Source organism: Pseudomonas sp. F-14 TE3623 (assembly GCF_053629015.1).
Window position 1 is genome coordinate 5,074,615 of the sequence record NZ_JBRJHM010000001.1, and the last position, 24,119, is coordinate 5,098,733.

Genomic DNA, 24,119 nt, shown 5'->3' on the forward strand with positions numbered 1-24,119 from the left:
AAATGGATATTGACTCAATAGTTCACACCATCACCTCACAGAAAAATCTAAGAGAAAACATTGTAATCGACTGCGGTCACACGACCATATTCTCATCTCACGACGGCTATTCATTTGGCATACAAGGAGAACCGAGTCCGACGGAGATTCGCACATTCGAGCTGGGGATTGCATTACATGACGCCTTAAAGCGTCATAACAAAAACGTATCCATAAACCTGTACCTTTCTGACCTTATAGGCATCAAAGGTGGGAATGATGAACGACGGAAAATCACTCAAGACATCCAACACCGTGAGAAAGCCGTTTATATCCCCAGCGCCTATCAAAAATTACTCGCCGCAAGTGAAATATCTTTAGAAAAAGTAGCAATTCATTTGCAATCCAAAGGCAACGATCACTTCCGGAAAATCATGCGTCGGACTCGCTCCGAAATTGAACAACTCAAGTCAACCAGTCAAAACTACATCCACGAGGTATTCAATAAAACAAACGCACTATTCCTCTCTAACGAAGATCAGGGTCTATTCTCATTGACCACTCCCTACCTGTTCGACACACACGATGAGGACTCCTATTTTGGAGGTTCATGGTGGAAGAACAACGAGAACCAGATTAAACAGAGCGACCTGGAAAATTGCCCTTTGGCCCGTTTGAAAAAGAACCCGGTGATCAATCTCTACGAAACAGGAGGACGAGTTCTTTGCCCTGCGACCTACGGTGGCTTGCTTTGTCAATTTGACAACTCCGTGGATCATATCGCTATTTACGCAAGAGCAGATGACGAGTTCATTGGAGAAAAGGTGTATCGCGGCGTTATATCGGCCAACTTACTGATCGAAAACTTTTCCAGAAATTGCGCGCAGATCATCATCAACAAAGAAGAATTGATCGAGTACACCTTCATTGAAAAAAATCTGATTGGCCGTTCAAGCACAGACAGCATAGAGTTTACGAACCAGATACAAGATATGCTGCACAACAATAACATGAGAATAATATAAGGACATATATGATCTATCTTGACAGCGCTGCCTCTGCATTACCTTTTGAAGATGCTGTGACTTTCTCCCCTGAACCTGGAAACCCTTCAAGCGCTCATTCTGCAGGCTATGCAGCTAACGCAGTGCTTGAAAAAACCAGATCGCTGCTGAGCGCGATGTTCGGAGGGCGGTCAAGCGAGTATCATTTCTGCTCAGGCGCCACCGAAGCTGCTAATTTGATTATTCAAGGAAGATGCCATTTTCTTAAGATGGCCAATTCGACAAGAAACGAAATAATTGTCAGCGCCATTGAACACCCTGCTGTATTCAATACCGTAAAACACATGCAGCAGTCCGGCTTTATCGTCCATATTGTTCCAGTTGATCACCGAGGAATTATAGAGACTTCTTTCATATATGATTTACTCAATGAACATACTTCAATGGTATTGGTCATGGGCGTTAACAATGAAACTGGGGCACGCCAACCTATCGACGATATCGCTAAAAAAATAAAAGCCATAGATCCGGAAATCTCCTTCATTTGTGACGGTGTACAGGCACTGACAAAAGTCTCCTCTCCCGACTTAACGTATATCGATGCCCTTATTGGTTCTGGACACAAACTCGGAGCGGCAATGGGGGTCGGTTTTTTTTATTTGAACCATCGTTTTCGACTCTCCCCTTTGCTATTTGGAGGGGAGCAGGAGGCTGGCGTCAGGCCAGGAACGGAAAACATCTACGGCATAGAGTCTTTATATAGAGCTCTCGTACATCACCAAAAAAACGCTGACCAGTACCATAATCACGTTCGCGCCTTGAGCCTGCTCCTTCAAAAGACTCTTGAGCAGTCAGACATCTCATTTTCGATCAATACCCAGGATGGAGAAACTTCAGGTTACATACTCTCTATTTGCTTTAACGGTATCGATGCCAGCAGGGCGATCAAGTTTCTCTCGCAAAGAGGTATTTGCGTCTCTAAAGGCTCAGCTTGTAGCAGTGTGTCTCCTACACCTTCCCGGGTGTTAAGCGCGATGAAGCTCAGTCACACCCAAATGAGCTCCACCCTACGAGTCTCTTTTAGTCCGCTAAACGTCAAGGAGGACGTTCTCACTTTTTGTGCAGCAATGAGTGAATTGCATTCATATAACGTCGAAACCTCAGCTTTAGAGCAACAAAGCCAGATGTAAGCCTCATCGCTGAAAAAATCAGTACGATGAATACACTCTGCGTTCATCGTACCGCTGCCTTAAGCAACGGACTAAAGGGTGTTTCAGAGCAGAGGAATCCAAATACATAATCTCGGGCGTGGAGCATCCACACTTTGGCCGGCTGCTTACGCACATGACAACACCCGCACAGATGTCCACGATCCAGACCGCACTGGCGCCAATCATGAGCAATTGATCGACAGGGAGCGGCCGACCGTACGTCGGCCAGGCCTGGTCCTGCAAATCAACTTCCGTTCGGGCGCGCTCCTTGACGATTCAGTGGTTAGATTCGATCCAGACAATTCTTCAGCGCGACCGGCAAAAAACGTGTTCCGCTGCCAACAATGACCTGAACTGCGAAACGTTCTCTGAAGAGAGTCCGGCAGCTTCAAACACTGCACAGGTAAAGCTAACGGGTGCAGGGCCTGGAGCCGTGATGATGCGGTCGGCAACCACAGCTACTTGACTGCTTCGATAAAGCGCGGCGCCTTCATAACCTACGGCATTCTGTTGTAAGAAGTCAGCGCTGTTCGAGGTATGAGAAACCGTGTTGAGAAGCCCGGCCCTCGCAAGTGCCAGCGTCCCCCCACAGATACCGGCAATTGTCGCTCCACTTGAACGACTCGCAAGCAGAAAGTCCCGAATATCCGGTGCATCTGCACGTTCCCAGATCATTCCACCGATGACGACAACAACGTCCGGCTTCCAGTCCAGGCATTGTTGCAAGCTGCTATCCACAGTTACTGCCAATCCACCCTGCGAGCGGAACTGCCCCGTAGTAGGGGCGAAAAACCTGACGTCGATCCCATAAAACGGGGATGCGGTTCCTGCAATAAAAGCGTATTCCCAGTCCGCAAAACCGGGTGTCAGTATCAAGCCCACGCGTGCCATCAGTCAGAATCCTCCATGGAAACGAATAACATAAAGTGACAACAAATAGATCTCAACGACTGCTTACGCTTTTACACAGCTAAAAATGGTGTCCACTTAAAAAAAATTAGATGGACACCATCGCCTTAAGCGCTCAACCCATTTCGTTGATGCAGACCACTTTGGGTTGCGTCATGTCCTCGTAGGCAAATCGAACACCTTCTCGCCCCAGACTTCCGTACTTGGAGCCACCGAAAGGCATGGCATCAAAACGATAATCAGAAGAATCATTGATCATCACGCCACCGGCTTCAATTTGGCGCGCCAATTTCAGGGCCTTGGAAAGATCACGGGTGAAGAGTCCCGCATGCAAGCTGTATTCTGGCGCGTTGGCCAGAGCAACGGCGTCATCCAGGTGGTCAAAAGGCTCCAGGATGACCACCGGCGCGAAGATTTCCTGCTGCCAAATCCGACTGTTATGGCTTACACGCTCCAGTACGGTCGGGGCATAGCTTCCCGCTTGGCGATGGTGTCCGCACAGAAGAAGAGCACCCTCGGCCAGCGCTTCATTCACCCATTGTTCGGTGCGACGAGCCGCCTGCTCCGTAATCATCGGGCCAACATCCGTTGCTCGCTGATCAGGATCGCCAAGCACCAATGCACGCGTTTGGCTGACAAAACGCTCACGGAAATCTTCGTAGATTGAACTGTGTACGAGGATGCGCTGCGTGCCGATGCAATTCTGTCCTGCTGCCCAGAAGGCACCCGATACACAAGACTCTACGCTTGGTTCAAGATCACAGTCTTCGAGCACGAGAACCGGTGCATTCCCTCCCAGATCCATGGCCAGCTTCTTCAAGCCTGCACTACGAGCAATGGACTCTCCCGTTGCAAAACCACCCGTGAAGGAAATCATCCGCACTTCGCGCAGTTCCACCAATGCTTTACCCAGATCGACGCCTCCGGTCGCCAGGGTTACCACGGACGGAGGCAAACCCGCTTCCACCAGGCACTCAACCAGCTTGAGAGCCGACAACGGTGCGAGCTCTGAGGGTTTCAGGATCACAGCATTGCCACCGGCGATGGCCGGGCCCAATTTATGGGCGACCAAGTTCAGCGGATCGTTGTATGGGGTGATCGCGACGATAAGCCCCAACGGTTCACGAGTGAACCAGCCTTGGCGCGATTCGGAGCCTTCATAAGCCTCGAATGGAATCACTTCCCCGGCGTTACGACGAGCCTCTTGCGCCGATAGCTTCAGCGTGTTCACACAACGTTTCACTTCCTTCTCTGCTTGTCGCAGCGTCTTTCCCGCCTCTGCAACAATGAGTTTGGCAAACGCTTCAGCCTCAAGCTCTACACGCCGTGCCGTTTCCTCAAGGATGCGTGCACGAAGGTGACGAGGCATTGCCGCACTCTCACGCACGCCAATTCGCGCACGCTCCAGCAAGCCAGGAACAGCGGTTGCATCGAGGCAAGGTACGCTTCCCACCAGGCGACCATCGAATGGACTGAACACATCAATCTGTTTGGCATCAACAAGCTGGATGCTGGCCATGCTGGATACGCTCATGACTACTCTCCTATTACTTGCCGTGGGTGGTATGGATGGCGATGATGTCTGACAGCAACGCATAGGCAGTCTCGATACGACCTGCTCCAGGGCCGGATACAGTGACGGCACCCAGCAGTGAAGTATTGAACGACACCGCGTTCGTGGCGCCGGAAATACCTGCAAGAGGATGCGCATTCGGCAACAGTCGAGCTTCCACACTCGCTCGAACCGAGCCATTGGCTTCGCGATTTGCACAACCGATCAGCTTCCAACTTGCACCGTTGGCACTTGCCTGGGCGACGTCTTCTGGGCTGATGCTGCTAATCCCTGAACAAGCCACATCGCTGACGCTCAATCGAGCGTTGAGCAGTTCGTTGGCGAGAATCACCACCTTGAGGCGGACGTCAAACCCCTCGACATCGGCAGTTGGATCGGCCTCGGCATAGCCGAGCTGTTGAGCCTGAGCGACTGCGTCGTTAAAAGTCAGGCCGTCCTTCATGCGGGTCAGCACATAATTGGAAGTCCCGTTCAGGATGCCTTCAAAGCCTTGAACCTCCACGCCTGCCAGAGCCTGTCGTGCCAGGCGAATCACGGGCGTACCGCTCATAACCGAACCTTCGTACTCGAAGGCAACTCCCTTACGACGGGCCAAATCCTTAAGCTCAGCGCCGTGCAGCGCAATTGGCCCCTTGTTGGTGGTCACAACATGGATGCCGCTTTCCAGTGCCCAGCGGCAGAACGTAGTAGCGGGCTCACCATCGACAGGGTTGGTAAAGGTGGCTTCAGCAATCATGTCCGCACCAGAATGCTTAATGACCGCTTCGTTCAACGCCTCAGCGGTGCCTCCAGGCATCTGAGCGAGCGCCCCCTTCTCGAGAGGCAGAGCGACCAACTGCTTTGCATCCAGCCCCTCTTTAGCAACGATGGAACCGAGAAAAAGATCAGTCACACCCACGATTTTGATACCAAAACCCAGAGAGGCTTTCCACTCGGCATTACGATCTGCAACCAGTTGAGCCAGGCCACGGTTGACGCCACCAAAACCCACCAGGGCAATTTTGTATTCAGTCATGAAAGCAGTCCTCTTAGACGTTGTTCGATAGGAAGATCGTAAGAGTCGAGCTCTGGCAGTTGAATATGGCAGAGTGCTGTATTTGTTGGCCGTTTTGCCCGTACAGAAAGACGAGGTATACAGGGGCAGAAAGCCCCTTTTTTTGTGCTCAGAACACGGCAGAAAGGACGAAGGAAGTGACGGTATTTTCCACCCCGGGCATCGCAGAGATTTCCTTCCAAACGAGGTGGACACGTTCGGGAGAGGCAGCATTGACTCGAAGCATCAAATCGAATTCACCGCTCAATACTTCACACTGAACCACCTCGGGGATGGAGCGCAGCACAGCAAGTACCTCCTCTCCACGCATGCGGTCGTAGCGATAGACAAAGATCACCGCACTGATCAGCGATGAAGGTCCTCGGGAATCACCGAGACGTACCGTATAACCCTGGATGGCGCCGTCTCGCTCAAGACGCTCGATGCGCTGCCGCACAGCATTGCGAGACAGGTTGACCTTGGCGCCCAGTTCAACATGGGCGATTCGAGCATTCGCTGTGAGTTCGGCAAGTATGCGCTCGTCCAGCGGATCCAGAATGCGCTTCATACAGGCCTCTGCTGCGCCAACAAGAGGGCCTGGCACAGACCGTCCAGATCGCCTTTGGCCAAGTACGGTGGCTGAGCAAAAATGTCAGGAGTCGTTGGCACCTCTGCCTGCCAGACACCTAATTCGGACAATAGGGCCGCAGACCTGGCCGGAGCAATTTGCCCAAAGGTCACCATCGGAGCCCCCAGACTGCGTCGATGAATTCGGCCAGCCAGTACGCCCACAGCGGTATGTGGATCGATTGCAGACCCGGTCTCACGGAACAACTTGACGACTTCGTCGCGAACCTGTGATTCGTCTACTGCATAGGAGTCGAACAGAACGCGGGCCCGGAGCCATTGCTGGTTGCCAATACTTAACTCGCCGCAGCCTTCAAAGTGCTCCATTAGCGCCTTTACTGAACGCCCATCGTGCCCATACAGCTCCCAAATGAACCGCTCCAAGTTGGAGAACAGGGAGAAATCCATCGCAGGAGACAATGTTCGATTACTGACTCGGGTCGAGTAGCGATTGCGATGAATAAATTGGTGAAGTGCATCATTACTGTTAGTAGAAATGATCACCTGGTTGATGGGTAATCCCATTTTCTGAGCCATGTAGCCAGCGCAGATCTCAGCAGAGCTGGCTGCTGGAACGCTGAAACCTACAGGACGTGTCCCGCCACCCAGCTGCAAGGCAGCGTGGAAATAAAAAACGATCTGTGCGAGGACGCCGACCCAGTTGGTGGAGTTGAAGCTGATCGGTATTACCCCGTCTAACGGCCAGTCGCGCAAGAGTCGAGAGACCAACGTCTGGCAGTCGTCGAAATTGCCGTCTACTGGAAAAAGCTGAACCCGATCAGGGTCTGCCGCCTGCAAGGCAGAGAGTTGCTCAGGCGCTACCCCATTGCGCGGATACAATATCGCCATGCGAGTACCAGCGCAGTTGGAAAACGCCTCGAGCGCAGCCAGCCCAGTATCGCCATTAGTCGCCCCGACGATCAGCGCCTCTCCACCGACCTCCCCCAAAAAGTGTTCTACCAAACGCGATTGCAGTTGCGCAGCGAAATCTTTGGAAGAATGGGTCGGGCCATGAAACAGCTGGAGTATCCATTCGTTATGGCCTATCTGCTCAAGCGGCGTAATAGCGCGGTGGTTAAAGTTTCGATAGCTGTCGCTCAGCAAAGCACGCAGGGTGCTTTCGTCCATGGAAGAGCCAACGTAGGGTGAGACCACTCGCCAGACCAGCTCCTCGAAAGGTAACCACGACCAACTGGTAATCTGTTTCTCAGTGAAGACAGGCAAACTTGCAGGGACGTAGAGACCGCCATCTTCGGCAAGCCCCGACAGAACCACACTGCCAAAGTCCGCCCGCACGTCACCGCCGCGTGTGCTTACGTAATGCATGATGACTCCAGAACAGAATTACAAAAGGCGGTGGGCTTGAGCCACCAACCAAGTAGAAAAAGTCGCGGCATCAGGCGAAAGCATCTCGGCCTGCTCACGCACTAGATAAAAAGACTCGCTGGCCTCGATTCGGTGACTGAATGGAGCAATCAGGTGCCCACTCTTCAGCAAATCTTCCACGACGGAAGACCGCGCCAAGGCAACGCCCTGACCCAGTTCTGCCATGCGGATTGTGGAAATCAGTGTGTCGAACTGAAGACCACGGGAATAATCGACATCGTCTGCTCCAACCCGCTTCAACCAGTAACCCCAACCTTCCTCGTACCCCAATACATGCAGCAAAGAATGGTTCATCAAATCGCGAGGCTCACGTATCGGTGAACGGGTCATAAGTTCAGGCGAGCAAACGGGCTGGAGGATGTCCCACGTTAATCGCTGAGAGTGCAATCCCGACCACTCACCGCATCCCCAGCGAATCTCCAGGTCATCCTCTCCGTCCGGTTCCTTCACCCAAATGTTGCTGATATATCGGATGTCGATTTGGGGATACTCTCGACAAAAAACTGCGAGCCGCGGGGCCAACCAATAGTGAAGAAAGGAAAGGCTGCCACGCACCTTCACATGCCTTCGATTGTGCTGGCCAAAAATCTCGTTTGTACCCACTGCAAGACGGCTGATCGCGTCTTGTACTACCGGCAGGTACGACTGCCCTTCTTCAGTCAAGCCAAGCCCTCGGGGCAGGCGCTTGAATAGCGCCACCCCGAGGTGGCCCTCCAACTGACGGATCTGCTGACTTACTGCACCTTGAGTCAGGTGCAGCTCCAGCGCTGCATGGGTGAAATTCAAATACCGCGCCGATACTTCGAATGCCCTCAGCCAATTCAAGGGCGGTAGTGATTTTTGACTCATCGGCGCAACCTCATTGGGACTTATCTCTGCTCAATCATCGCCTGAGCTACTCACGCCGCACCAGCAGAATGATGTGCAGCCGCTGCTAATGCCAACCGCTCTTCCCGCTTCTTGCGAGTGATCCAATAAACGAAGTAACACCACGCGATAAACGGAAGTCCGAAGTAAAGCGCCACTCGCTGCTCAGGATCAAAAGCAATGCCGACACAGGCCAGCAAGCAACACAACAGAGCACCAATAGGAACCCAAGGGTAGCCGCGCACACGGAAATGCAGATCCTCAACTCGCCCGCCATTGGCGACATATTGGCGTCGGAAGGCGATTTGGCTCGCAGCGATGCTCATCCAGACGATCACCACCGCGAGACCCGAAATCGACACCAGAGCCAAGTAAACCGTATCAGGGGCAAGCACGCTGCTGAGCAGTGACGCCATCGCACCCGCCATACTCAAAACGATCGCATTAACCGGTGTGCCCTGGCGCGAAAGCCTGGCGTAGCGCTTAGGCATGTGCCCTTGATCACTCAATGTCCAAAGCATGCGCGAAGCCGCATACAGTCCCGAGTTAGCGGCGGATATCAGGGCTGTGAGAATGACGAAGTTCATAATGTCAGCTGAATATGGGATGCCAATCAGCTCGAACACCATCACGAACGGACTTTCTATAACGCCCGCCTGCTCTCGGGGCAATAAGGTAGCAAGTACGAAAATCGTGCCCACGAAGAACAGCGCCAGACGTACCACCGTCGTCCGTATCGCCTTGGGTACGCTGGTCTGAGGATCTTGCGCTTCACCTGCCGCAATCCCGATAAGCTCAGTTCCGGAAAATGCAAAGGAGACAGCTAGAAGTGTCATCGCAATGGGTAAGAACCCTGTCGGGAAAAGCCCCTCACGGGTAAAGTTCGAGAGCCCGGCACCTTGCAAATGCTGTACTTGGAAGAGACCGCAAATAGCCCCACCACCAATGACGATAAACGTGATAACAGTCAGAACTTTAATCAGCGAAAGCCAGAATTCAGTCTCCGCAAACAAACGAACAGATACAACGTTGCTTAAAAAGACTGCAATGGCAAAAAAAGCGCTCCAGATCCAGACCGGTGTATCAGGGAACCACCGAACCATCAGGATTCCCGCAGCCGTAAACTCAGAGCCAATAGCGACTGCCCAAGTGAGCCAATATAGCCAGGCCACCGTATAGCCCGTACCTGGGCCCAGGTATCGAGTTGCGTAGCTACTGAAAGATCCGGTTTCTGGCATCTGTACCGCTAATTCACCGAGACAGACCATTACCAAATACACCATCACCGCACCGATGATGTAAGCAATCACTGCGCCGAGCGGCCCAGCCTGATTAACGGTGTAGCCGGAGGTAAGGAATAATCCCGTACCGATTACACCGCCCAACGCCAACATGACAATGTGGCGGGTTTGCATTTCTTTCTTGAAATTTAAGGCTGGATCGGACTGATCATTTTTTGTTTGGATAGTCATCGCTATGTTCTCATGAAATGCACGGACAAATATTTCTTGTAACCGACTATTAGGCAGCACAATTAAATTGTCGCTAGTTGTTATTGTTTTCACTATTCATGAAGGACGATCCGATCATAAAATCGGAAGTCTTACCGAGTTCAGGTTCCCACCTCGGTGAAACGCTCGGTTTTGCCAGCATGGAGGATTGCATCACCTTGTTTACTGCGAACTAACGCAAATGCTTGTTTAAGGTCAGCCAACAAGTCGGCCGTATCTTCAATACCCACGGAGACCCTGACCAAGCCCTCGGAAATCCCAAGTGCCTCCCGTTCCTCCAAGGTGTTTTCCACGTGGCTGGTTGTCCGTGCCGGCCCGTAGATGGTTTCAACCGCTCCCAGGTTGCCCGCACGATGTGCATATTTGAGCAGCGGTAACAAACGAGTCACTGTGTCCATGCCCCCCACCAGCACAAAGCTGACAATTGCGCCAAATCCGCGCATTTGCGAACGGGCAATGACATGACCTCGATGTTGAGGAAGTCCCGGATAGTTCACAGATTCCACCAAGGGCTCGGTGCATAGGTACTCGGCCAATACTTGTGCGCTCGCCTGTTGCTGGCGAAGACGCAAAGCCAGAGTCTTGATGCCCCGGATGATGAGATAAGCCGAGAACGGGTCCAGCGAGGCCCCATTGATTTCGCGGTAATGACGAACTTGAGACATGAGATGCTCGGTGCCGCAGACCACACCGCCAAGCACATCGCCATGACCGGACAGGAACTTGGTAGCACTGTGCACTACCACATCAACCCCAAGAGCAAGGGGATTCTGATTCAAAGGCGTCGCGAACGTATTGTCTGCTATGACCAAAGCCCCAACACGCTTCGCCGTCGCCACGAGACGTCGGATATCCAGAACCTTGAGTGTTGGATTCGTCGGGGTTTCCAGGTAGAGGACATTGCAGCCTTTAGCGATCTCATGCTCGATAGCTTCTATATCGAGGGTATCGCAAAGCATGACCTCGACTCCCATGCGAGGGAGAAACTCTTCAAAGATTTTGTTTGTGCCACCGTAGCTGTCGCGGGTAGAAACCACACGCTGACCACAGGACAGGAAGGTATGCAGCACACCACTGATGGCAGCCATCCCGGTACTGAAAGCGACAGCCGATTCAGCGCTTTCCAGCTCGCAAAGTTTGTCTTCCAGGACAGTGACAGTTGGGTTACCCATGCGGCTGTAAATGAAGCCAGGTTCTTTACCCAATGCCACGTCATACCATTCATCGATGTCATGGTAACCGTAGGCGGCGCTGACTACGATGGGAGTCTGGGTGGCGTTGTAGGGATGTTGAACTTGCTCCCCGCCCCAAACCACTCGCGTCCCCAAACCAGCATTCTGGCTCTGACCGGGTTTTATCTTGTCATCCATAAATTTATCTCGCATCGATGAAACACAGATGTGTTCCGATTGGGCTTGCGATGACTATATGGAAGGCTTGATCGTGTGAAAAATCATGTTATCTGGGGCTAAGGGGGGCTTTTTTTAATGGATGAACGACAGAAAAGGGCTTGATGGCACAAATGTGTGTGAAGGATGTATTGGCCCGTCTGCCAACGTATCAAGCGAATGAAATTGCCGGGCTACTGCCACATAGGCATCGTCGGTGACCCTATGAAGGTCGGGGGCAGATGGTCATGGCAGGAGAGCGCTGGCCGCTATTGCTGCCGCATAACTGGCAACCGCCTAGACTGGGTTAACTCACTAACCGAAGGACATAAAATGCTCATTGTCTTCAGCGGCCTTCCGGGTACCGGAAAGACGACTATCGCAAGTGACCTTGCCACCAGAACAAGTGCTGTGTATCTGCGGATCGATACGATTGAGCAGGCTATCCGAAATTCCGGTGCTCTGGCACAAGACGTGGGGCGGAGCGGTTACATGGTCGCTAATGAGCTTGCTCTGAGCAATCTTCGCTTTGGCAGCACAGTCATAGTCGACTGCGTTAACCCAGTAATCGAAAGCCGAAAGGCATGGAGCGAAATAGCCACACGCTCTGGCGCTCCATTAGTGAATATCCAGGTGGTTTGCTCTGATATACATGAACACCGCAGACGGGTAGAAACCAGAAAGATTGATATTCCCGGGCTGACGCCACCAACCTGGCAGTCTGTATTGGATCATGAATATGAGGGGTGGGATAACGCCCCGTTTAATATAGACACAGCCCTGACATCTCCAGCGGAGGCAGTGGCAATGATCACCAAACGATTTTTATCCGGAGGCCCAACGTAGCAAGGTGTGATCAACCGACGCGCCGCCCTTCACTGATGCAACAGCAGTTGCCCGATCTCACTCGTTCGCTGTGTCGGCAGGCGTGTGGAGCGAATCACAGCCGGATGTCTTAAAATCGTCAGCTTTCATAATTACCGGGGCTCAGCGAGGCTGAAATCTTAGCCTCGCGACGCCAATATACTGATCCTATTTTTGGCTGAGTGCCGCTATCGATACTCCCGAAGCAACGAAGGTGAGTCCTGCCCCTACGTTCAGGCCATTTACCAGTCGTGGCCTCTGACGCAAAAATCGGGACAGTGCAGTGGCAAATACGCCCATAAGTGCGAATCCCACTGCCGTCAGTGCGGCGAACCATATGCCGTACACCAGCATTTGCACGCTCACTGAGCCGCGTTGTGGGTCGACGAACTGCGGGATGAACGCAAGGACGAAAAACCCGGGCTTCGGATTGAGTGCTGCCGAGAGTAATCCGGTGAGGAAAATGCTCGGCAGTGATTGCCGAGTCGCTGGCTGGAAGCTAATCAGGCTACGAGAGCGCAGGACTTTTATGCCAAGCCAAAGTAGATAACCGGCGCCGATGAGCTTGACGACCCAGAAGGCAACTGCAGACGTCTGCATCAGCAAAGTCAGTCCGAGTGAAGCGGTTGCCACATGAAAGAGAATTCCCGCCCCGGATGCCATGCCCGATACGATAGCGGCTATCCTGCCCTGACTGAGTCCTCGGCCTACGGCCAGCAGATTGTCCGGGCCAGGTGCGAGTACCAATAGCAAGCACGCGGCAGTATAGGCAAACCAGATATTGATCGGAAACACGGCATTCTCCTTAAGCTTCACCGAGGCATCCATCCTCACGTAGCGCCAGACTGTGCCCGTACCAGGTTGCAATGTCAAAACCACTGAATTTGAGAAGATGTATTTACCCTTATTCACCCATTTCGGGGCACCTCCCCCAAAGGGTAATCTTCGACACTTTCTATGGAAATGGCTTCAAGCAGCACCTGCTCCAGGATGACAAAAAAACATTTGATGTGAGCCTGTTTCAACGCCTGCGGCCGGGTCACCAGATAGACCTCCATATCTGGAAGCTGGATATCCGGGAATAGCTCGATCAGGTCCTTCGCCAGAATACAGGGCAGCACTGCCACGCCCATACCTCGCTTCACCGATTCGAGCTGAGCCGCGAACGAGTTCACGCTGATCTGCATGCGTTCCAGGCCCGCCGCCTTTGCCACACACATTTGCGGCAACATATCCAGCGGAGGAAGCAAGGCAATATTGACCGCAGTGGCCGGCGTCACTCCTGGAAACCGCTTCAGATAACCTGCATCGGCGAAGACACCGTAAGCGAGCCTGCCTATGGGGCGATAAATCAGCGACGGCTCGCCCAGATGAGCTGTGCGTACTGCAATGTCTGCGGCGCCGCGGACAATCTTGTGAAAGTCGGCTGTTATCAGCAATTCCACCGAGCATCGCGGGTGCACAGAGGTGAAGCGACTCGCGGCCTCGAGCACGCAAGAAGAGAACCCCTCCCCTGCACTGACCACGACAGTGCCAGATAGCGCTGTGTGTAGCTCGGACATGCCCGTAACGGTTTGACGCCTCAAGCCCGCTTCTGCAGCCAGGGCAACGTCCACGAGGGATTGGCCTCGCGGGGTCAACCAGCATCCTTCAACTCCCCGCTCGACGAGTGGCTCGCCAAGTGCACCTTCAAGTTGGGTCAGCCGTCGCGACACAGTAGACGCCGCGATCCCCAGCAATTGGCCGGCCTGAAGAAAGCTGCCACGTCGCGAGACTGCCAACAGCAGACGAAGATCGTCCCAGTTTGCTTGCAAAGCCATGCTTCATATCTTCCCTGATTTGCAAATTTGCAAAGCCATTATGCAGCAGTCGCTGTTTTTCGGCAGAGGCCTCAAAGGTATATCTACAAGCCCTCGAAACGAATGGAATGGAACGGACTGTATGACTACTGGCCCCAACGACTTTGCGGAACGCGCCGCCAGCGCCTTCAATCGCCGTGATGTGGAAGCGATGCTGACGCTGGTTTGCGAAGACTTCATCTACTTCGATGGGATGGGGATGCAAACCGGTCGCGAATCCATGCGCAAACGAGAAACCGCATTACTCGAAGCCTTCCCCGATGCCCAGCTGACCTTCGGCCCATTTGCCGTCGATAACGATCGTTTAGCACTGACCGCCTTCCTGACCGGCACCTTCACCGCACCATTAGTGATGCCGGACCGGGTGATTCCACCCCATGGCCGCCATATTGCCGTGTACTACGCCGCACACTTCACCTTCAAAGACGGGCTGGCCATCCGTGAAGAGGCCTTCTTCGACAGTGCGGTGTTGATGTCATTTTTTAGCCGATCAGAGTGAGGGTTGACCTATGCATAGTACATTCGTCACTGGCGCGACCGGCTTGTTGGGCAACAACCTGGTGCGAGAACTGGTCGCTCGAGGCTGCGCGGTCAAAGCCCTGGTTCGCTCAAGAGCCAAAGGTGAACAACAATTCAAGCATTTGCAGGGTGTGGAACTGGTCGTTGGTGACATGGCCGATGTCGACGCGTTCGCAACGGCGCTGCAAGGCTGCGATACGGTGTTTCACACCGCCGCGTTCTTTCGCGACAACTACAAGGGCGGCAGTCACTGGAAGGAACTCGAAAAGATTAACGTGGAGGGTACGCGGCGCCTGCTTGCCCAGGCCTACAACGCCGGTATCCGACGCTTCATCCACACGTCTTCCATTGCCGTGCTCGACGGCGCACCCGGCACGTCAATCGATGAAACTTGCCTGCGGGCCGACGCCGATGCGGATGACTACTACCGTAGCAAGATCCTCGCCGACCGCGTCGTCTTGTCGTTCCTGGAACGCCATCCCAAGATGCATGCCTGCATGGTTCTGCCTGGCTGGATGTGGGGCCCTGCCGACATGGGCCCGACCTCCTCGGGACAGTTGGTTAACGATGTCGTGCGTGGCAAATTGCCCGGACTGATCCCCGGTAGTTTCTCCGTTGTCGATGCTCGCGATGTGGCGTTGGCGCAAATTGCCGCTGCCAGACATGGACGGCGCGGTGAGCGCTATCTCGCGGCGGGCCGGCATATGACAATGCGTGAGCTGGTGCCTGTTCTGGGACGTATAGCGGGCGTCAAGACACCCGTTCGACAACTACCACTGCCCTTTCTATACACCTTGGCGGCGGTGCAGGAGATCTATGCGCGTATTACCGGCAAGCCCATTCTGCTGAGCATGGCCACGTTGCGCCTGTTGGTACGAGAGAAGGACCGCACCTGTTTCAACCACAGCAAGAGTGAACAAGAGCTTGGCCTGAGTTTCCGGCCGCTGGAGCTGACACTCACTGACACCGTGGCGTGGTACCGCGATCACGATTGGTTTGAAAACAGTGCGCCTCCAACGCAGGAAAAACGCACATCCGTCATGGCCGACGACTGACTTTCACAGATAAGATTACCGTCGAGTCCCACATTCACCGCATACCAGGACAAGGACGTAAACATACTGTGAGTAGGAAAATAATCCTGATGCGTCACGGCCAGCCAAAGTTGGTCGCAACCGACAAAATGTCAGCGCTCGATATGAAAGACTGGATCGAACAATACAACCGGTCCGAAATCACCAACCAACCCGTCCCGGACGCCAGCATGCAGCTCGCCGCATCCGCCACGGTGATTGTCTCAAGCAACGCGCCTCGTGCGCTGACTTCCGTCCAGGCTCTTGGCCTGAAACCCGCCCTCGTCGACGCGCTTTTCTGTGAAGCGCAACTGCCTTATGGTCACTGGAAACTGCCACGGCTATCACCGTTTACCTGGGCATTTATCCTTCGAGTCTTATGGTTGTGCGGTTACTCACGCAGAGTCGAATCCGTCGCCACTGCAAAGATGCGCGCCAGCACGGCAGCTCAACGACTTCAGTCCCTTGCCAGCGAAGGACCGGTTCTGCTGCTCGGTCATGGCTTTATGAATCGAATGATTGCCAAACAATTGGTGGCAGATGGATGGACTCGGCAAAAACGTAACGGCAGCCAGTATTGGAGTGCGACGGTGTATCAATACGGCGGTGTTTAAGAGATACCTCACGATCTTTTTCAGCAAACGGAGTCACTTACATGGAAGTCATCAATCAGTTGCAGCCCGCAGAGTGTGCAGGCATGGAGGACATCCGACGCGAAATCGATGCCCTTGATCAGGCCGTTATCAAGCTATTGGGCAAGCGTTTTCATTACGTGCTGGCGGCCTCGAAGTTCAAGACCTCAGCGACTTCGGTGCGTGCACCGGAGCGTTTCAAGGCGATGCTGGCGACACGTCGCGAGTGGGCTAAGGCCGAGGGCCTGAGCCCGGATGCAATCGAGAAGATGTACAGCGACCTGGTGAACCACTTCATTGCCGAAGAGATGAAACACTGGGCGGCTAATCAATCCGAAACCTGATTCTGATGTCCGGGCTGTCCGCTTTGGGTTGTGGATTCAACCGACCGATGCAGGTAAGAATCGGCCGAGAGCGGACAGTTGTTCCACTGCACAATTACCAAGTGGTTCTACCAAGGAAGCGATCTTATGAAACCCGTCAGAATTCGTACCCTACAAAGTACTGATGCTGAGGCGTTGCTGACCTTTGAAATGGACAATCGCGAGTGGTTCGAGCGTTTCATTGACGCGCGCGACGCTGCTTTTTACTCGGTGCAGGGCGTCGCCGACCACATTGCGGCTTATTTATCTGACTTTTCCGCCGGAACCTGGCACCCATTTGTCATCGAAGATGCTGACGGAAAAATAGTGGGTCGGGCGAACCTGAAAGGTATCGACATCTCCGAACGGTCGGCTGAAGTCGGCTATCGGATTGCTCAAAGCGCTTGCGGACAGGGTCTGGCAACGTTGGCGGTGAAGCATCTGATCCAGGAGGCGCAGCTGCATTGGAACCTTAAACAACTGGTTGCCAACGTATACGCTGCAAATATCGGCTCGGCAAAAGTGCTCAACCGGTGCGGCTTCTTGATTGAACCTATATCTGGGCAGGAAGGGACAGAGCACGAATATCGGTTTAGCCTTTTGATATAGATGAGTGACAGCAAGCTGTGACTTGCTTCGCCCTGCCCAGGCAATGTTCGACCTACACCAGCACCGTCAACCAGGCCGACACCAGCAGCAAAAAAGCCAGCGCCGTGTTCATGCGTTTGAACGCCTGTGGCGAACCAAAAGCCCGGGCACTACCCACGCCGAGCAACGCCCACAGGGTCATGCACGGCAAAGAGACCAACAGAAACATCAGCGACAACACCACCAGCCGCAGGGTCTTGTCGCCGCCACCGACAAATACGCTGACCACCGCCATCGCCATCATCCAGACCTTGGGGTTGACCAATTGCAGGGTGGCGGCGCCGAACACGCTGAGCCCTTCATCGCGCGGGGTGGTCGGGTCCAGGGACGGCGGCGCGCTTTGAAAGATCTGCCAGGCCAGCCAACTCAACCAAAGCACCCCGGCCCAAGCCATCGCCTGCTGCACACGGGGAAACCGCAGCAGCGTCTCACCCACGCCGAGCCCGACTGCAAACACAATCAGCGCCGCCGCCACGCATGCGCCAAAAATGATAGGCAGCGTGGCACCCAGCCCCCGCCGCGAACTGTGGCTCAACACCAGAATATTGGTCGGTCCCGGGGTAATCGAGGCAACGAACGCAAACAGCAGGAAAGGCAACAACGATTCCATGGCATGGACTCCTTGATCAATTAGGAAACCATGGTCGCGGGTCAGCGGGATTCAGTCTGGAAGGTTTGAGCAGCGCTTGCGGTAATCCGCGGGTGTGAGCTGGTAGGCACGGCGGAACCAGCGCCCCATATGGCTTTGATCGGCGAACCCAAGCGCACTGGCCACCTGGGCCGGCGACTCGCCCCGCGCCAGCAACTGTCTCGCCTTGGCCAGGCGCAGCTGGATCAAATAAGCATGAGGCGCCAGCCCAAAGGCCGCCTTGAAGGCCCGCGTCAGACGAAAGCGATCAACACCACAGGCTTGGGCCAGATCATCCAGCCCGATGTCTTCGTAGACATGGGCATGCAAATAGTCACGTGCAACCTGGGCCACCCACGGCAGGCGCGGATCAAAGGCCTGACGCTTGCGCCAATCAAGGTGGCAAGTGAGCGAACCCAACAAGGTGTCGATGGCGCTCTGGCGCACAATGCGCAAGTCGCCCTCATGGAGCGCGTGGAAGGCTTGAAAAATGGCAATGGCCAGGCGCGGATCCTGGCTCAGGGTGTCGGCAAAACCCGGCTGACTGTTGGCCGGCGCGTGCTCGAACAACGCGTGCAACTCCCGCTCCAGCCAGTGCGGATCGAGGTAGAGCATCGAATAAGTAAACCCCTCCTCGGTCGGCGCATGCCCATCGTGGATTTCCCCCGGCTCCAGCATGAATACCTTGCCCGGCGTACTGAGGTGGCGAACGCGCCGGCAATTGAACTGCTGCACCCCCTGCTCGGTGACCCCGACCAGAAAACTGTCATGCCAATGCGGATCGTAGGCATGCCCCTGAAAATGGGCACGAATCGATTCAATCCCGGTATCGGCGTCCTGGGACAGCTCAATCCAGTTGCGTCTATCCACGCAAGGCTCCCTGGGTCATGGCTCAGTGTTGATCTGTGCGGACGACTAAATTACCGCGCAATGGAAAAGAACGTTTAGAAGATTTGTGCAGGTTCCTCGGCAAATGCATCCTTGATAAATGCCTCCAGCTGTTTCTCTTCAAGCAGTGTGTCAGCGTTCCCGAGTCGATGTGTGGGTTCTATTACCAGAAGTCGTTGTGCTGACAGCGTTTTGGATCTTGGCCCGATAGCTGCGTCGTAGCAGGCAGAAAACGGCCAGAGCAGTCTACGGTTCCGTTTTAAATGGTCTTACGCGTTAGCCAGGCACCCCAGAACAGACTACTGAAGAAACGAGTAGCGTCTCCGAATCCAGAGTCATGCATCAATTGTTGAACCGCAGCCTCGGAATGTGGCGGGTCAGCTCCCTGTAGAATTTTTCCTAACTTGGCCTTCACTTCATCCGGGCTGGCTCCATGTTGCCGCCACCGTTGCCCCCAGGCATCAAGCAACAACGGTTGGCTGGCATAAGCATATTGATTTCCTGCCACAATCAGCGGCGCACCCGGCTTTAGACGAGTCCGGATGGATTGCAAAAGTTTTCGCTTGGCGTCATCTCCCTCGAGATGATGGAGTACGCCTATCAAAGTGCCCGCGTCGTATAACTTATCTTCAGGCAGATCGTCGACTTGCCCAAGGTGCATATTCGTTCTTTCAAGCAACTTGTTTGCCTTCAACTGCTGTGCCGCAGCCTCCAACATTGGCTCAGACGGATCTATGGCAGTGAAATGCCAACTTGGCTCCAATGCTGCCATAGCAATAATCTCTTGGGCGGTACCACCAGCGCCGACTGCCAATATTCTCGCGGAGCTTGTATTACCAAGGCTTGCCGCCAACATACACGCGGTAAGATCGTGGCAGGCGTCATACCCTGCTAATGCGATGCGGCTCTGTCGTCCATATTCATTGGCCCGAGAGGTATCGAATTTTTCAATTGCTTTCAGAGGTGATGATTTCAAGGCGGTTCTCCATGTCCTTGAATTAAGCTACTCCACATACTTAAATAATAAAAATTCATTAATTTTATGAGATGCATTCCTGCCAGGAATATTGAATTCGCCTTTGCGACAGGGAGTTATAGGTCGATTGCAGCCCTTCGTGACAGGCCGCAATCGACCACAAAGCAGTCGGTGGACAGACTGGTGGCAAACGGGTGGTGTCCTGCTACCCTCTTTACCATAGTCGGGCTTGCCGTCACCTCAGTCATGTTTCCCCGCACTTACCGCGACAAGAAACGCGACATGGCATGTCACCTAATAGTGGATAGCGCCATGAAAGTTCGATGCCCTGGCTGTGGTTATATCGGAGACAAACTTCCGCCAACCCATAAGTGCCCTAAATGCGACGAATTTTCCCACGAATGGCTGATTTATGACTGGGAAAGCTTTGCTTTAATCAAGCGTCGACATATTAGATACAACCTTTTAATCATTGGTCTGGTTCTAATCAACTTACTTGCGGCGATCACCTTGAAATCAACAGATGCGTTTCAATGGTTGTTCAACTTGTTCTTAATCCCAGCCATGATCAGTTTGTTTTATTGTCGAAAGCAGCTTGCAAGAAAATCGGAGTATAAAGGGCATAGAGGCAGGGATACGCTTCCCTGGTTTATCGGTTTCGGGGGGCTCTAAAGCGGCTAACACCGTGAGTTCAAGCCAGCAGCTCGCTGATCCACCGGGCCTGCCGTTCGGTGTCTTGCACCTTCTCCTCGGGCACGGCCTGTCGCGCCTGGGCGAAGTTGGTCAGGGTCTTCTGCTTCTGGCGCAACAGGCGCTGCCACTTGGACAGGAACGCCGGGCGGCGCGCCTGCATCTGCAGCGGGCCGAAGTACAGCTCCTCGGCGGTGTACATCACCGGCCCGTCGCACTCGGCGATAATGATCTCGTAGTAGAAGCGATTTTCCCGCAGCAGCTCCTCGCAGAGGATGCGGTAGCCATTTTCCATCAGCCATTGGCGCAGTGGCTGCTCGCCGCCGTTGGGCTGCAGGATCAATCTCTCTTGGCCGCTCAGGTGCGCCTTGCCGCTGTCGAGGATGTCGCGGATTGTCTCGCCGCCCATGCCACAGATGCTGATCGCCGTGATCCCGTCACCCGGCTCGATCGCCGCCAGGCCATTGGCCAGGCGCACGGTGATCCGCTGGTCCAGGCCGTTCTCGCGCACGGTGCGTTCGGCCGAGCGGAACGGCGTCAATGCCACCTCGCCGGCCACCGCCGTCGCGATGGCGCCACGGCGCATCAACGCCACCGGCAGGTAGCCGTGATCCGAGCCGATATCGGCCAGGCGCGCACCTGGTGGCACATGCGCCGCCACGCGCTCCAGGCGTATGGACAATGTCTGTTCGTTCAACTGCAGCTCCTTTTCACCACGAGTGTCCGGCACCTTTGGCCGGATCGGGGGGGAGATTCTGTAGAGCAACGCCGTACATTTCAAATTTATACGACCAGGGCGATGACTCACCCCAACGATCACTGCATCGCGACGCTGACGCCCTGCTGGTATTCACGGGGCGTACAGCCAAACTCGCGACGGAACACAGTGTGCAGATACTGCGCAGATTTGAAGCCGCAGCTGGACGCAATGTCTGCAATCGCTGAATCGCTGTTCTCCAGCCCGTTGGTCGCGGCCGCCAGTTTGAAGCGCAGGATCTCGTCATGCACGCTGCAGCCTCGCACTTTGCGAAAGTGCGACTCCAGCGACGAGCGCGATATGCCGACATAAGCCGCCACCTGCGCCGTCTTGATGCCCTGGCAGGCATATTGACGAATGAACAGCAGCGCCTGCATGACGTAGGGGTCACCTAATGGTTGATGCAGACTTGATACCTGCACGTTGATCGAATCAGGGGGAATCAGTATTTGCGTGCCTGTGGACGGCATGCCGTGCAGCATCTGATGGAGCAGATGCGCAGCGGTTCGCCCCATGGTTTCGGTGCCCTGGATGACCGAGCTCAGTGGCACCCGGGTCAGACTGCGGGTCAGCGGGTCGTTGTCGATGCCAATCAACGCCACCTGCTCCGGCACGGCGATCCCGGCGGTAAGGCAGGCTTGCAGTAGCTGCCGGGCGCGCGCGTCACTGACGGCGATGATGCCGATGGGTTTGGGCAGGCTCTGCAGCCAGGCGATCTGCTGTTCGACGGCGCTGTCCCAGAGCGGCGCGCTGGTGCCCATGCCGCGATAGACCTCCGCGTGCAGGCCATCGCGTTGCATCAGCTGGCGAAAGGCTTTTTCCCGTTCCTGAGCCCAACGATTGGCTTGCGCTTCAGGCAGGCTGAAGCAGGCAAAACGCGTCAGCCCGGCTTCGATCAGGTGCTCATACGCCAGCGTCATCAGCGCGGCATTGTCGGTGGCGACGTACGGAATACCTTTCGGATAGGCTCGCACATCCTGATAAGAACCGCCCACCGCCACCACGGGCAACTTGATTGCGGCCAGCGCCTCGCCAATCAACGGGTCGTCGAAGTCGGCAATGATCCCGTCACCCTGCCAGCGCTCGATCCCTTTCAACCGGCAGAGGAAATCCTCCTCAAGAAACAAGTCCCAGGATGCGCGGGTGCTGCTCAGGTAGTTGCCGATGCCACTGATGATGCCGCGGTCGTAGATCTTGCTGCCATTGAACAGCAGTGCGATGCGGTGAACGGGCGGTACGGTTTTCATTGTTCTTATCCTGGGCCGGTCAACACCGAGGCGGTCGGCACAGACTAGGCGTGCATACGACGAATCTCAATACTCAAAATCGCACCCTGTGTTGGTGACTTTCATAATCAGCAGCCACAAGGCCGTTGCTAGTATCGAGACACCGCCAAGAACAACAAGGACATTGCCAATGCCGTACTTTCCCGATGTCGACAAGATTCTCTACGAAGGCCCCGCCAGCGACTCTCCCCTCGCCTTTCGCCACTACGATGCCAACAAGCTGATCCTCGGCAAACCGATGCGCGAGCACCTGCGCATGGCTGTCTGCTATTGGCACACCTTCGTCTGGCCGGGCTCCGATGTGTTCGGTGCAGGTACCTTCAAGCGCCCGTGGCAGCAAGCTGCAGATCCGATGGAGATGGCCATCGGCAAGGCGGATGCTGCATTCGAGTTCTTCTCCAAACTTGGTATCGACTACTACTGCTTCCACGATACGGATGTCGCCCCGGAAGGCAGTTCGCTAAAGGATTACCGCAACCACTTCGCGCAGATGATCGACCATCTGGAGCGCCATCAGGAACAGAGCGGGATCAAGCTGCTGTGGGGAACTGCCAACTGCTTCAGCAACCCGCGCTTCGCCGCAGGCGCCGCCAGCAACCCGGACCCGCAAGTGTTCGCCTGTGCCGCTGCTCAGGTATTCAGCGCCTTGAACGCTACCCAGCGCCTCAAAGGGTCCAACTACGTGTTGTGGGGCGGTCGCGAGGGCTACGAAACCCTGCTCAACACCGACTTGAAACGCGAACGCGAACAACTGGGTCGTTTCATGCGCATGGTAGTCGAGCATAAGCACAAGATCGGTTTCAAAGGTGACCTGCTGATCGAACCCAAGCCGCAGGAGCCGACCAAGCACCAATACGATTACGACAGCGCCACCGTCTTTGGCTTTCTGCATCAGTTCGGCCTGGAAAACGAAATCAAGGTCAACATCGAGGCCAACCATGCGACCCTGGCGGGTCATAGCTTCCATCACGAAATCGCAACGGCAGCCTCGTTGGGGATCTTCGGCAGCATCGACGCCAACCGTGGTGATCCGCAGAACGGCTGGGATACCGACCAGTTTCCCAATAGCGTCGAAGAGATGACCCTGGCCACCTACGAAATTCTCAAAGTCGGTGGTTTCAAGAATGGCGGGTTCAACTTCGACTCCAAGGTTCGCCGCCAAAGCCTCGACGAGATCGATCTGTTCCATGGCCACGTCGCCGCGATGGACGTCCTCGCCCTGTCCCTGGAGCGCGCGGCGGCCATGGTGCAGAACGACCGACTCCAGCAATTCAAGGATCAACGCTATGCCGGCTGGGAGCAGCCCTTGGGGCTAGCGGTACTGGCGGGTGAGTTAAGCCTCCAATCACTGGCCGAACATGCCTTCGCCAACGAACTGAATCCGCAGGCCGTCAGCGGCAGGCAGGAGATGCTCGAAAACGTCGTCAACCGGTTTATCTACAACTGACG

24 protein-coding genes are annotated in these 24,119 nt (G+C 54.6%); 9 read left to right on the forward strand and 15 right to left on the reverse strand.

Going from position 1 to position 24,119, the window contains the following annotated elements:
- The first annotated feature begins 2 nt into the window (after window positions 1-2).
- Window positions 3-1,004, forward strand: a complete 1,002-nt coding sequence (locus tag AB7M29_RS23680; protein WP_454248135.1) for a hypothetical protein — start codon at window positions 3-5, stop codon at window positions 1,002-1,004.
- A gap of 8 nt (window positions 1,005-1,012) precedes the next feature.
- Entirely contained in the window at window positions 1,013-2,173 is a 1,161-nt protein-coding gene (locus tag AB7M29_RS23685) for a cysteine desulfurase family protein (protein ID WP_454248136.1), read from the forward strand.
- Window positions 2,174-2,500: 327 nt separating this feature from the next.
- On the opposite strand, the gene AB7M29_RS23690 is transcribed toward AB7M29_RS23685, so the two are convergent.
- The 8 genes from AB7M29_RS23690 to AB7M29_RS23725 form a co-directional block, all read right to left on the reverse strand.
- Entirely contained in the window at window positions 2,501-3,085 is a 585-nt protein-coding gene (locus tag AB7M29_RS23690; RefSeq protein ID WP_454248137.1) for a DJ-1/PfpI family protein, read from the reverse strand.
- 133 nt (window positions 3,086-3,218) lie between these two features.
- Window positions 3,219-4,637: an aldehyde dehydrogenase family protein gene (locus tag AB7M29_RS23695; protein ID WP_217857082.1), complete on the reverse strand. Its 1,419-nt coding sequence runs from the start codon at window positions 4,635-4,637 to the stop codon at window positions 3,219-3,221.
- A gap of 13 nt (window positions 4,638-4,650) precedes the next feature.
- Window positions 4,651-5,691, reverse strand: coding sequence for a homoserine dehydrogenase (locus AB7M29_RS23700; RefSeq protein ID WP_454248138.1), 1,041 nt, complete (start codon window positions 5,689-5,691; stop codon window positions 4,651-4,653).
- A 148-nt stretch (window positions 5,692-5,839) separates the two neighbouring features.
- Complete coding sequence (locus AB7M29_RS23705; RefSeq protein ID WP_052964723.1) at window positions 5,840-6,277, reverse strand: Lrp/AsnC family transcriptional regulator; 438 nt, start codon at window positions 6,275-6,277, stop codon at window positions 5,840-5,842.
- Entirely contained in the window at window positions 6,274-7,662 is a 1,389-nt protein-coding gene (thrC, locus tag AB7M29_RS23710) for a threonine synthase (RefSeq protein ID WP_454248139.1), read from the reverse strand. The genes AB7M29_RS23705 and thrC overlap by 4 nt, the downstream gene beginning before the upstream one ends.
- A gap of 18 nt (window positions 7,663-7,680) precedes the next feature.
- A complete protein-coding gene (locus tag AB7M29_RS23715) occupies window positions 7,681-8,571 on the reverse strand; it encodes a LysR substrate-binding domain-containing protein (RefSeq protein ID WP_454248140.1) in 891 nt (296 codons plus the stop codon).
- 50 nt (window positions 8,572-8,621) lie between these two features.
- The gene (locus AB7M29_RS23720; protein ID WP_052964720.1) at window positions 8,622-10,061 is read right to left on the reverse strand and encodes an amino acid permease; all 1,440 of its coding nucleotides are present in this window, start codon (window positions 10,059-10,061) and stop codon (window positions 8,622-8,624) included.
- A 140-nt stretch (window positions 10,062-10,201) separates the two neighbouring features.
- Window positions 10,202-11,470, reverse strand: a complete 1,269-nt coding sequence (locus tag AB7M29_RS23725; RefSeq protein WP_454248141.1) for a cystathionine gamma-synthase family protein — start codon at window positions 11,468-11,470, stop codon at window positions 10,202-10,204.
- 351 nt (window positions 11,471-11,821) lie between these two features.
- On the opposite strand from AB7M29_RS23725, the gene AB7M29_RS23730 reads away from it, so the two are divergent.
- On the forward strand, window positions 11,822-12,334 hold the full coding sequence (locus AB7M29_RS23730; RefSeq protein WP_454248142.1) for an AAA family ATPase: 513 nt from the start codon (window positions 11,822-11,824) through the stop codon (window positions 12,332-12,334).
- A gap of 186 nt (window positions 12,335-12,520) precedes the next feature.
- Here AB7M29_RS23730 and AB7M29_RS23735 read toward each other — a convergent pair whose 3' ends face one another.
- Complete coding sequence (locus AB7M29_RS23735; protein ID WP_123722110.1) at window positions 12,521-13,180, reverse strand: LysE family translocator; 660 nt, start codon at window positions 13,178-13,180, stop codon at window positions 12,521-12,523.
- 80 nt (window positions 13,181-13,260) lie between these two features.
- The gene (locus AB7M29_RS23740) at window positions 13,261-14,172 is read right to left on the reverse strand and encodes a LysR family transcriptional regulator (RefSeq protein ID WP_454248143.1); all 912 of its coding nucleotides are present in this window, start codon (window positions 14,170-14,172) and stop codon (window positions 13,261-13,263) included.
- 121 nt (window positions 14,173-14,293) lie between these two features.
- Here AB7M29_RS23740 and AB7M29_RS23745 point away from each other — a divergent pair, with 121 nt between their 5' ends.
- From AB7M29_RS23745 to AB7M29_RS23765, 5 genes are all read left to right on the forward strand, one after another.
- Window positions 14,294-14,710 (forward strand): ester cyclase, encoded by a 417-nt coding sequence (locus tag AB7M29_RS23745; protein WP_454248144.1) that lies wholly within the window; start codon window positions 14,294-14,296, stop codon window positions 14,708-14,710.
- 10 nt (window positions 14,711-14,720) lie between these two features.
- Window positions 14,721-15,785, forward strand: coding sequence for an SDR family oxidoreductase (locus AB7M29_RS23750; RefSeq protein WP_217857091.1), 1,065 nt, complete (start codon window positions 14,721-14,723; stop codon window positions 15,783-15,785).
- A gap of 89 nt (window positions 15,786-15,874) precedes the next feature.
- Window positions 15,875-16,417 carry a histidine phosphatase family protein gene (locus tag AB7M29_RS23755; RefSeq protein ID WP_217857092.1) on the forward strand — a complete coding sequence of 181 codons (543 nt, stop codon included), beginning with the start codon at window positions 15,875-15,877 and terminating at the stop codon, window positions 16,415-16,417.
- 41 nt (window positions 16,418-16,458) lie between these two features.
- Window positions 16,459-16,779, forward strand: coding sequence for an isochorismate lyase (locus tag AB7M29_RS23760; RefSeq protein ID WP_454248145.1), 321 nt, complete (start codon window positions 16,459-16,461; stop codon window positions 16,777-16,779).
- 126 nt (window positions 16,780-16,905) lie between these two features.
- Complete coding sequence (locus AB7M29_RS23765; protein WP_454248146.1) at window positions 16,906-17,406, forward strand: GNAT family N-acetyltransferase; 501 nt, start codon at window positions 16,906-16,908, stop codon at window positions 17,404-17,406.
- A 52-nt stretch (window positions 17,407-17,458) separates the two neighbouring features.
- Here AB7M29_RS23765 and AB7M29_RS23770 read toward each other — a convergent pair whose 3' ends face one another.
- The 5 genes from AB7M29_RS23770 to AB7M29_RS23790 all read right to left on the reverse strand — a co-directional run bounded on the left by AB7M29_RS23770 (window position 17,459) and on the right by AB7M29_RS23790 (window position 22,631).
- Entirely contained in the window at window positions 17,459-18,055 is a 597-nt protein-coding gene (locus tag AB7M29_RS23770) for a LysE family translocator (RefSeq protein ID WP_217857095.1), read from the reverse strand.
- A gap of 51 nt (window positions 18,056-18,106) precedes the next feature.
- Entirely contained in the window at window positions 18,107-18,943 is an 837-nt protein-coding gene (locus AB7M29_RS23775) for an AraC family ligand binding domain-containing protein (RefSeq protein WP_454248147.1), read from the reverse strand.
- Between the two features lie 277 nt (window positions 18,944-19,220).
- Complete coding sequence (locus AB7M29_RS23780; protein WP_217857097.1) at window positions 19,221-19,937, reverse strand: class I SAM-dependent methyltransferase; 717 nt, start codon at window positions 19,935-19,937, stop codon at window positions 19,221-19,223.
- A gap of 691 nt (window positions 19,938-20,628) precedes the next feature.
- A complete protein-coding gene (locus tag AB7M29_RS23785; RefSeq protein WP_454248148.1) occupies window positions 20,629-21,324 on the reverse strand; it encodes a tRNA (adenine(22)-N(1))-methyltransferase in 696 nt (231 codons plus the stop codon).
- A 119-nt stretch (window positions 21,325-21,443) separates the two neighbouring features.
- A complete protein-coding gene (locus AB7M29_RS23790) occupies window positions 21,444-22,631 on the reverse strand; it encodes a XylR family transcriptional regulator (RefSeq protein WP_454248149.1) in 1,188 nt (395 codons plus the stop codon).
- 169 nt (window positions 22,632-22,800) lie between these two features.
- Here AB7M29_RS23790 and xylA point away from each other — a divergent pair, with 169 nt between their 5' ends.
- On the forward strand, window positions 22,801-24,117 hold the full coding sequence (gene xylA / locus AB7M29_RS23795; RefSeq protein WP_454248150.1) for a xylose isomerase: 1,317 nt from the start codon (window positions 22,801-22,803) through the stop codon (window positions 24,115-24,117).
- Window positions 24,118-24,119: the final 2 nt, after the last annotated feature.

Coding starts and splice junctions, on each gene's coding strand:
- AB7M29_RS23680 (WP_454248135.1), top strand. CDS start 3: ATGGATATTGACTCAATAGTTCACACCATCACCTCACAGAAAAATCTA.
- AB7M29_RS23685 (WP_454248136.1), top strand. CDS start 1,013: ATGATCTATCTTGACAGCGCTGCCTCTGCATTACCTTTTGAAGATGCT.
- AB7M29_RS23690 (WP_454248137.1), bottom strand. CDS start 3,085: ATGGCACGCGTGGGCTTGATACTGACACCCGGTTTTGCGGACTGGGAA.
- AB7M29_RS23695 (WP_217857082.1), bottom strand. CDS start 4,637: ATGAGCGTATCCAGCATGGCCAGCATCCAGCTTGTTGATGCCAAACAG.
- AB7M29_RS23700 (WP_454248138.1), bottom strand. CDS start 5,691: ATGACTGAATACAAAATTGCCCTGGTGGGTTTTGGTGGCGTCAACCGT.
- AB7M29_RS23705 (WP_052964723.1), bottom strand. CDS start 6,277: ATGAAGCGCATTCTGGATCCGCTGGACGAGCGCATACTTGCCGAACTC.
- thrC (WP_454248139.1), bottom strand. CDS start 7,662: ATGCATTACGTAAGCACACGCGGCGGTGACGTGCGGGCGGACTTTGGC.
- AB7M29_RS23715 (WP_454248140.1), bottom strand. CDS start 8,571: ATGAGTCAAAAATCACTACCGCCCTTGAATTGGCTGAGGGCATTCGAA.
- AB7M29_RS23720 (WP_052964720.1), bottom strand. CDS start 10,061: ATGACTATCCAAACAAAAAATGATCAGTCCGATCCAGCCTTAAATTTC.
- AB7M29_RS23725 (WP_454248141.1), bottom strand. CDS start 11,470: ATGGATGACAAGATAAAACCCGGTCAGAGCCAGAATGCTGGTTTGGGG.
- AB7M29_RS23730 (WP_454248142.1), top strand. CDS start 11,822: ATGCTCATTGTCTTCAGCGGCCTTCCGGGTACCGGAAAGACGACTATC.
- AB7M29_RS23735 (WP_123722110.1), bottom strand. CDS start 13,180: ATGGATGCCTCGGTGAAGCTTAAGGAGAATGCCGTGTTTCCGATCAAT.
- AB7M29_RS23740 (WP_454248143.1), bottom strand. CDS start 14,172: ATGGCTTTGCAAGCAAACTGGGACGATCTTCGTCTGCTGTTGGCAGTC.
- AB7M29_RS23745 (WP_454248144.1), top strand. CDS start 14,294: ATGACTACTGGCCCCAACGACTTTGCGGAACGCGCCGCCAGCGCCTTC.
- AB7M29_RS23750 (WP_217857091.1), top strand. CDS start 14,721: ATGCATAGTACATTCGTCACTGGCGCGACCGGCTTGTTGGGCAACAAC.
- AB7M29_RS23755 (WP_217857092.1), top strand. CDS start 15,875: ATGCGTCACGGCCAGCCAAAGTTGGTCGCAACCGACAAAATGTCAGCG.
- AB7M29_RS23760 (WP_454248145.1), top strand. CDS start 16,459: ATGGAAGTCATCAATCAGTTGCAGCCCGCAGAGTGTGCAGGCATGGAG.
- AB7M29_RS23765 (WP_454248146.1), top strand. CDS start 16,906: ATGAAACCCGTCAGAATTCGTACCCTACAAAGTACTGATGCTGAGGCG.
- AB7M29_RS23770 (WP_217857095.1), bottom strand. CDS start 18,055: ATGGAATCGTTGTTGCCTTTCCTGCTGTTTGCGTTCGTTGCCTCGATT.
- AB7M29_RS23790 (WP_454248149.1), bottom strand. CDS start 22,631: ATGAAAACCGTACCGCCCGTTCACCGCATCGCACTGCTGTTCAATGGC.
- xylA (WP_454248150.1), top strand. CDS start 22,801: ATGCCGTACTTTCCCGATGTCGACAAGATTCTCTACGAAGGCCCCGCC.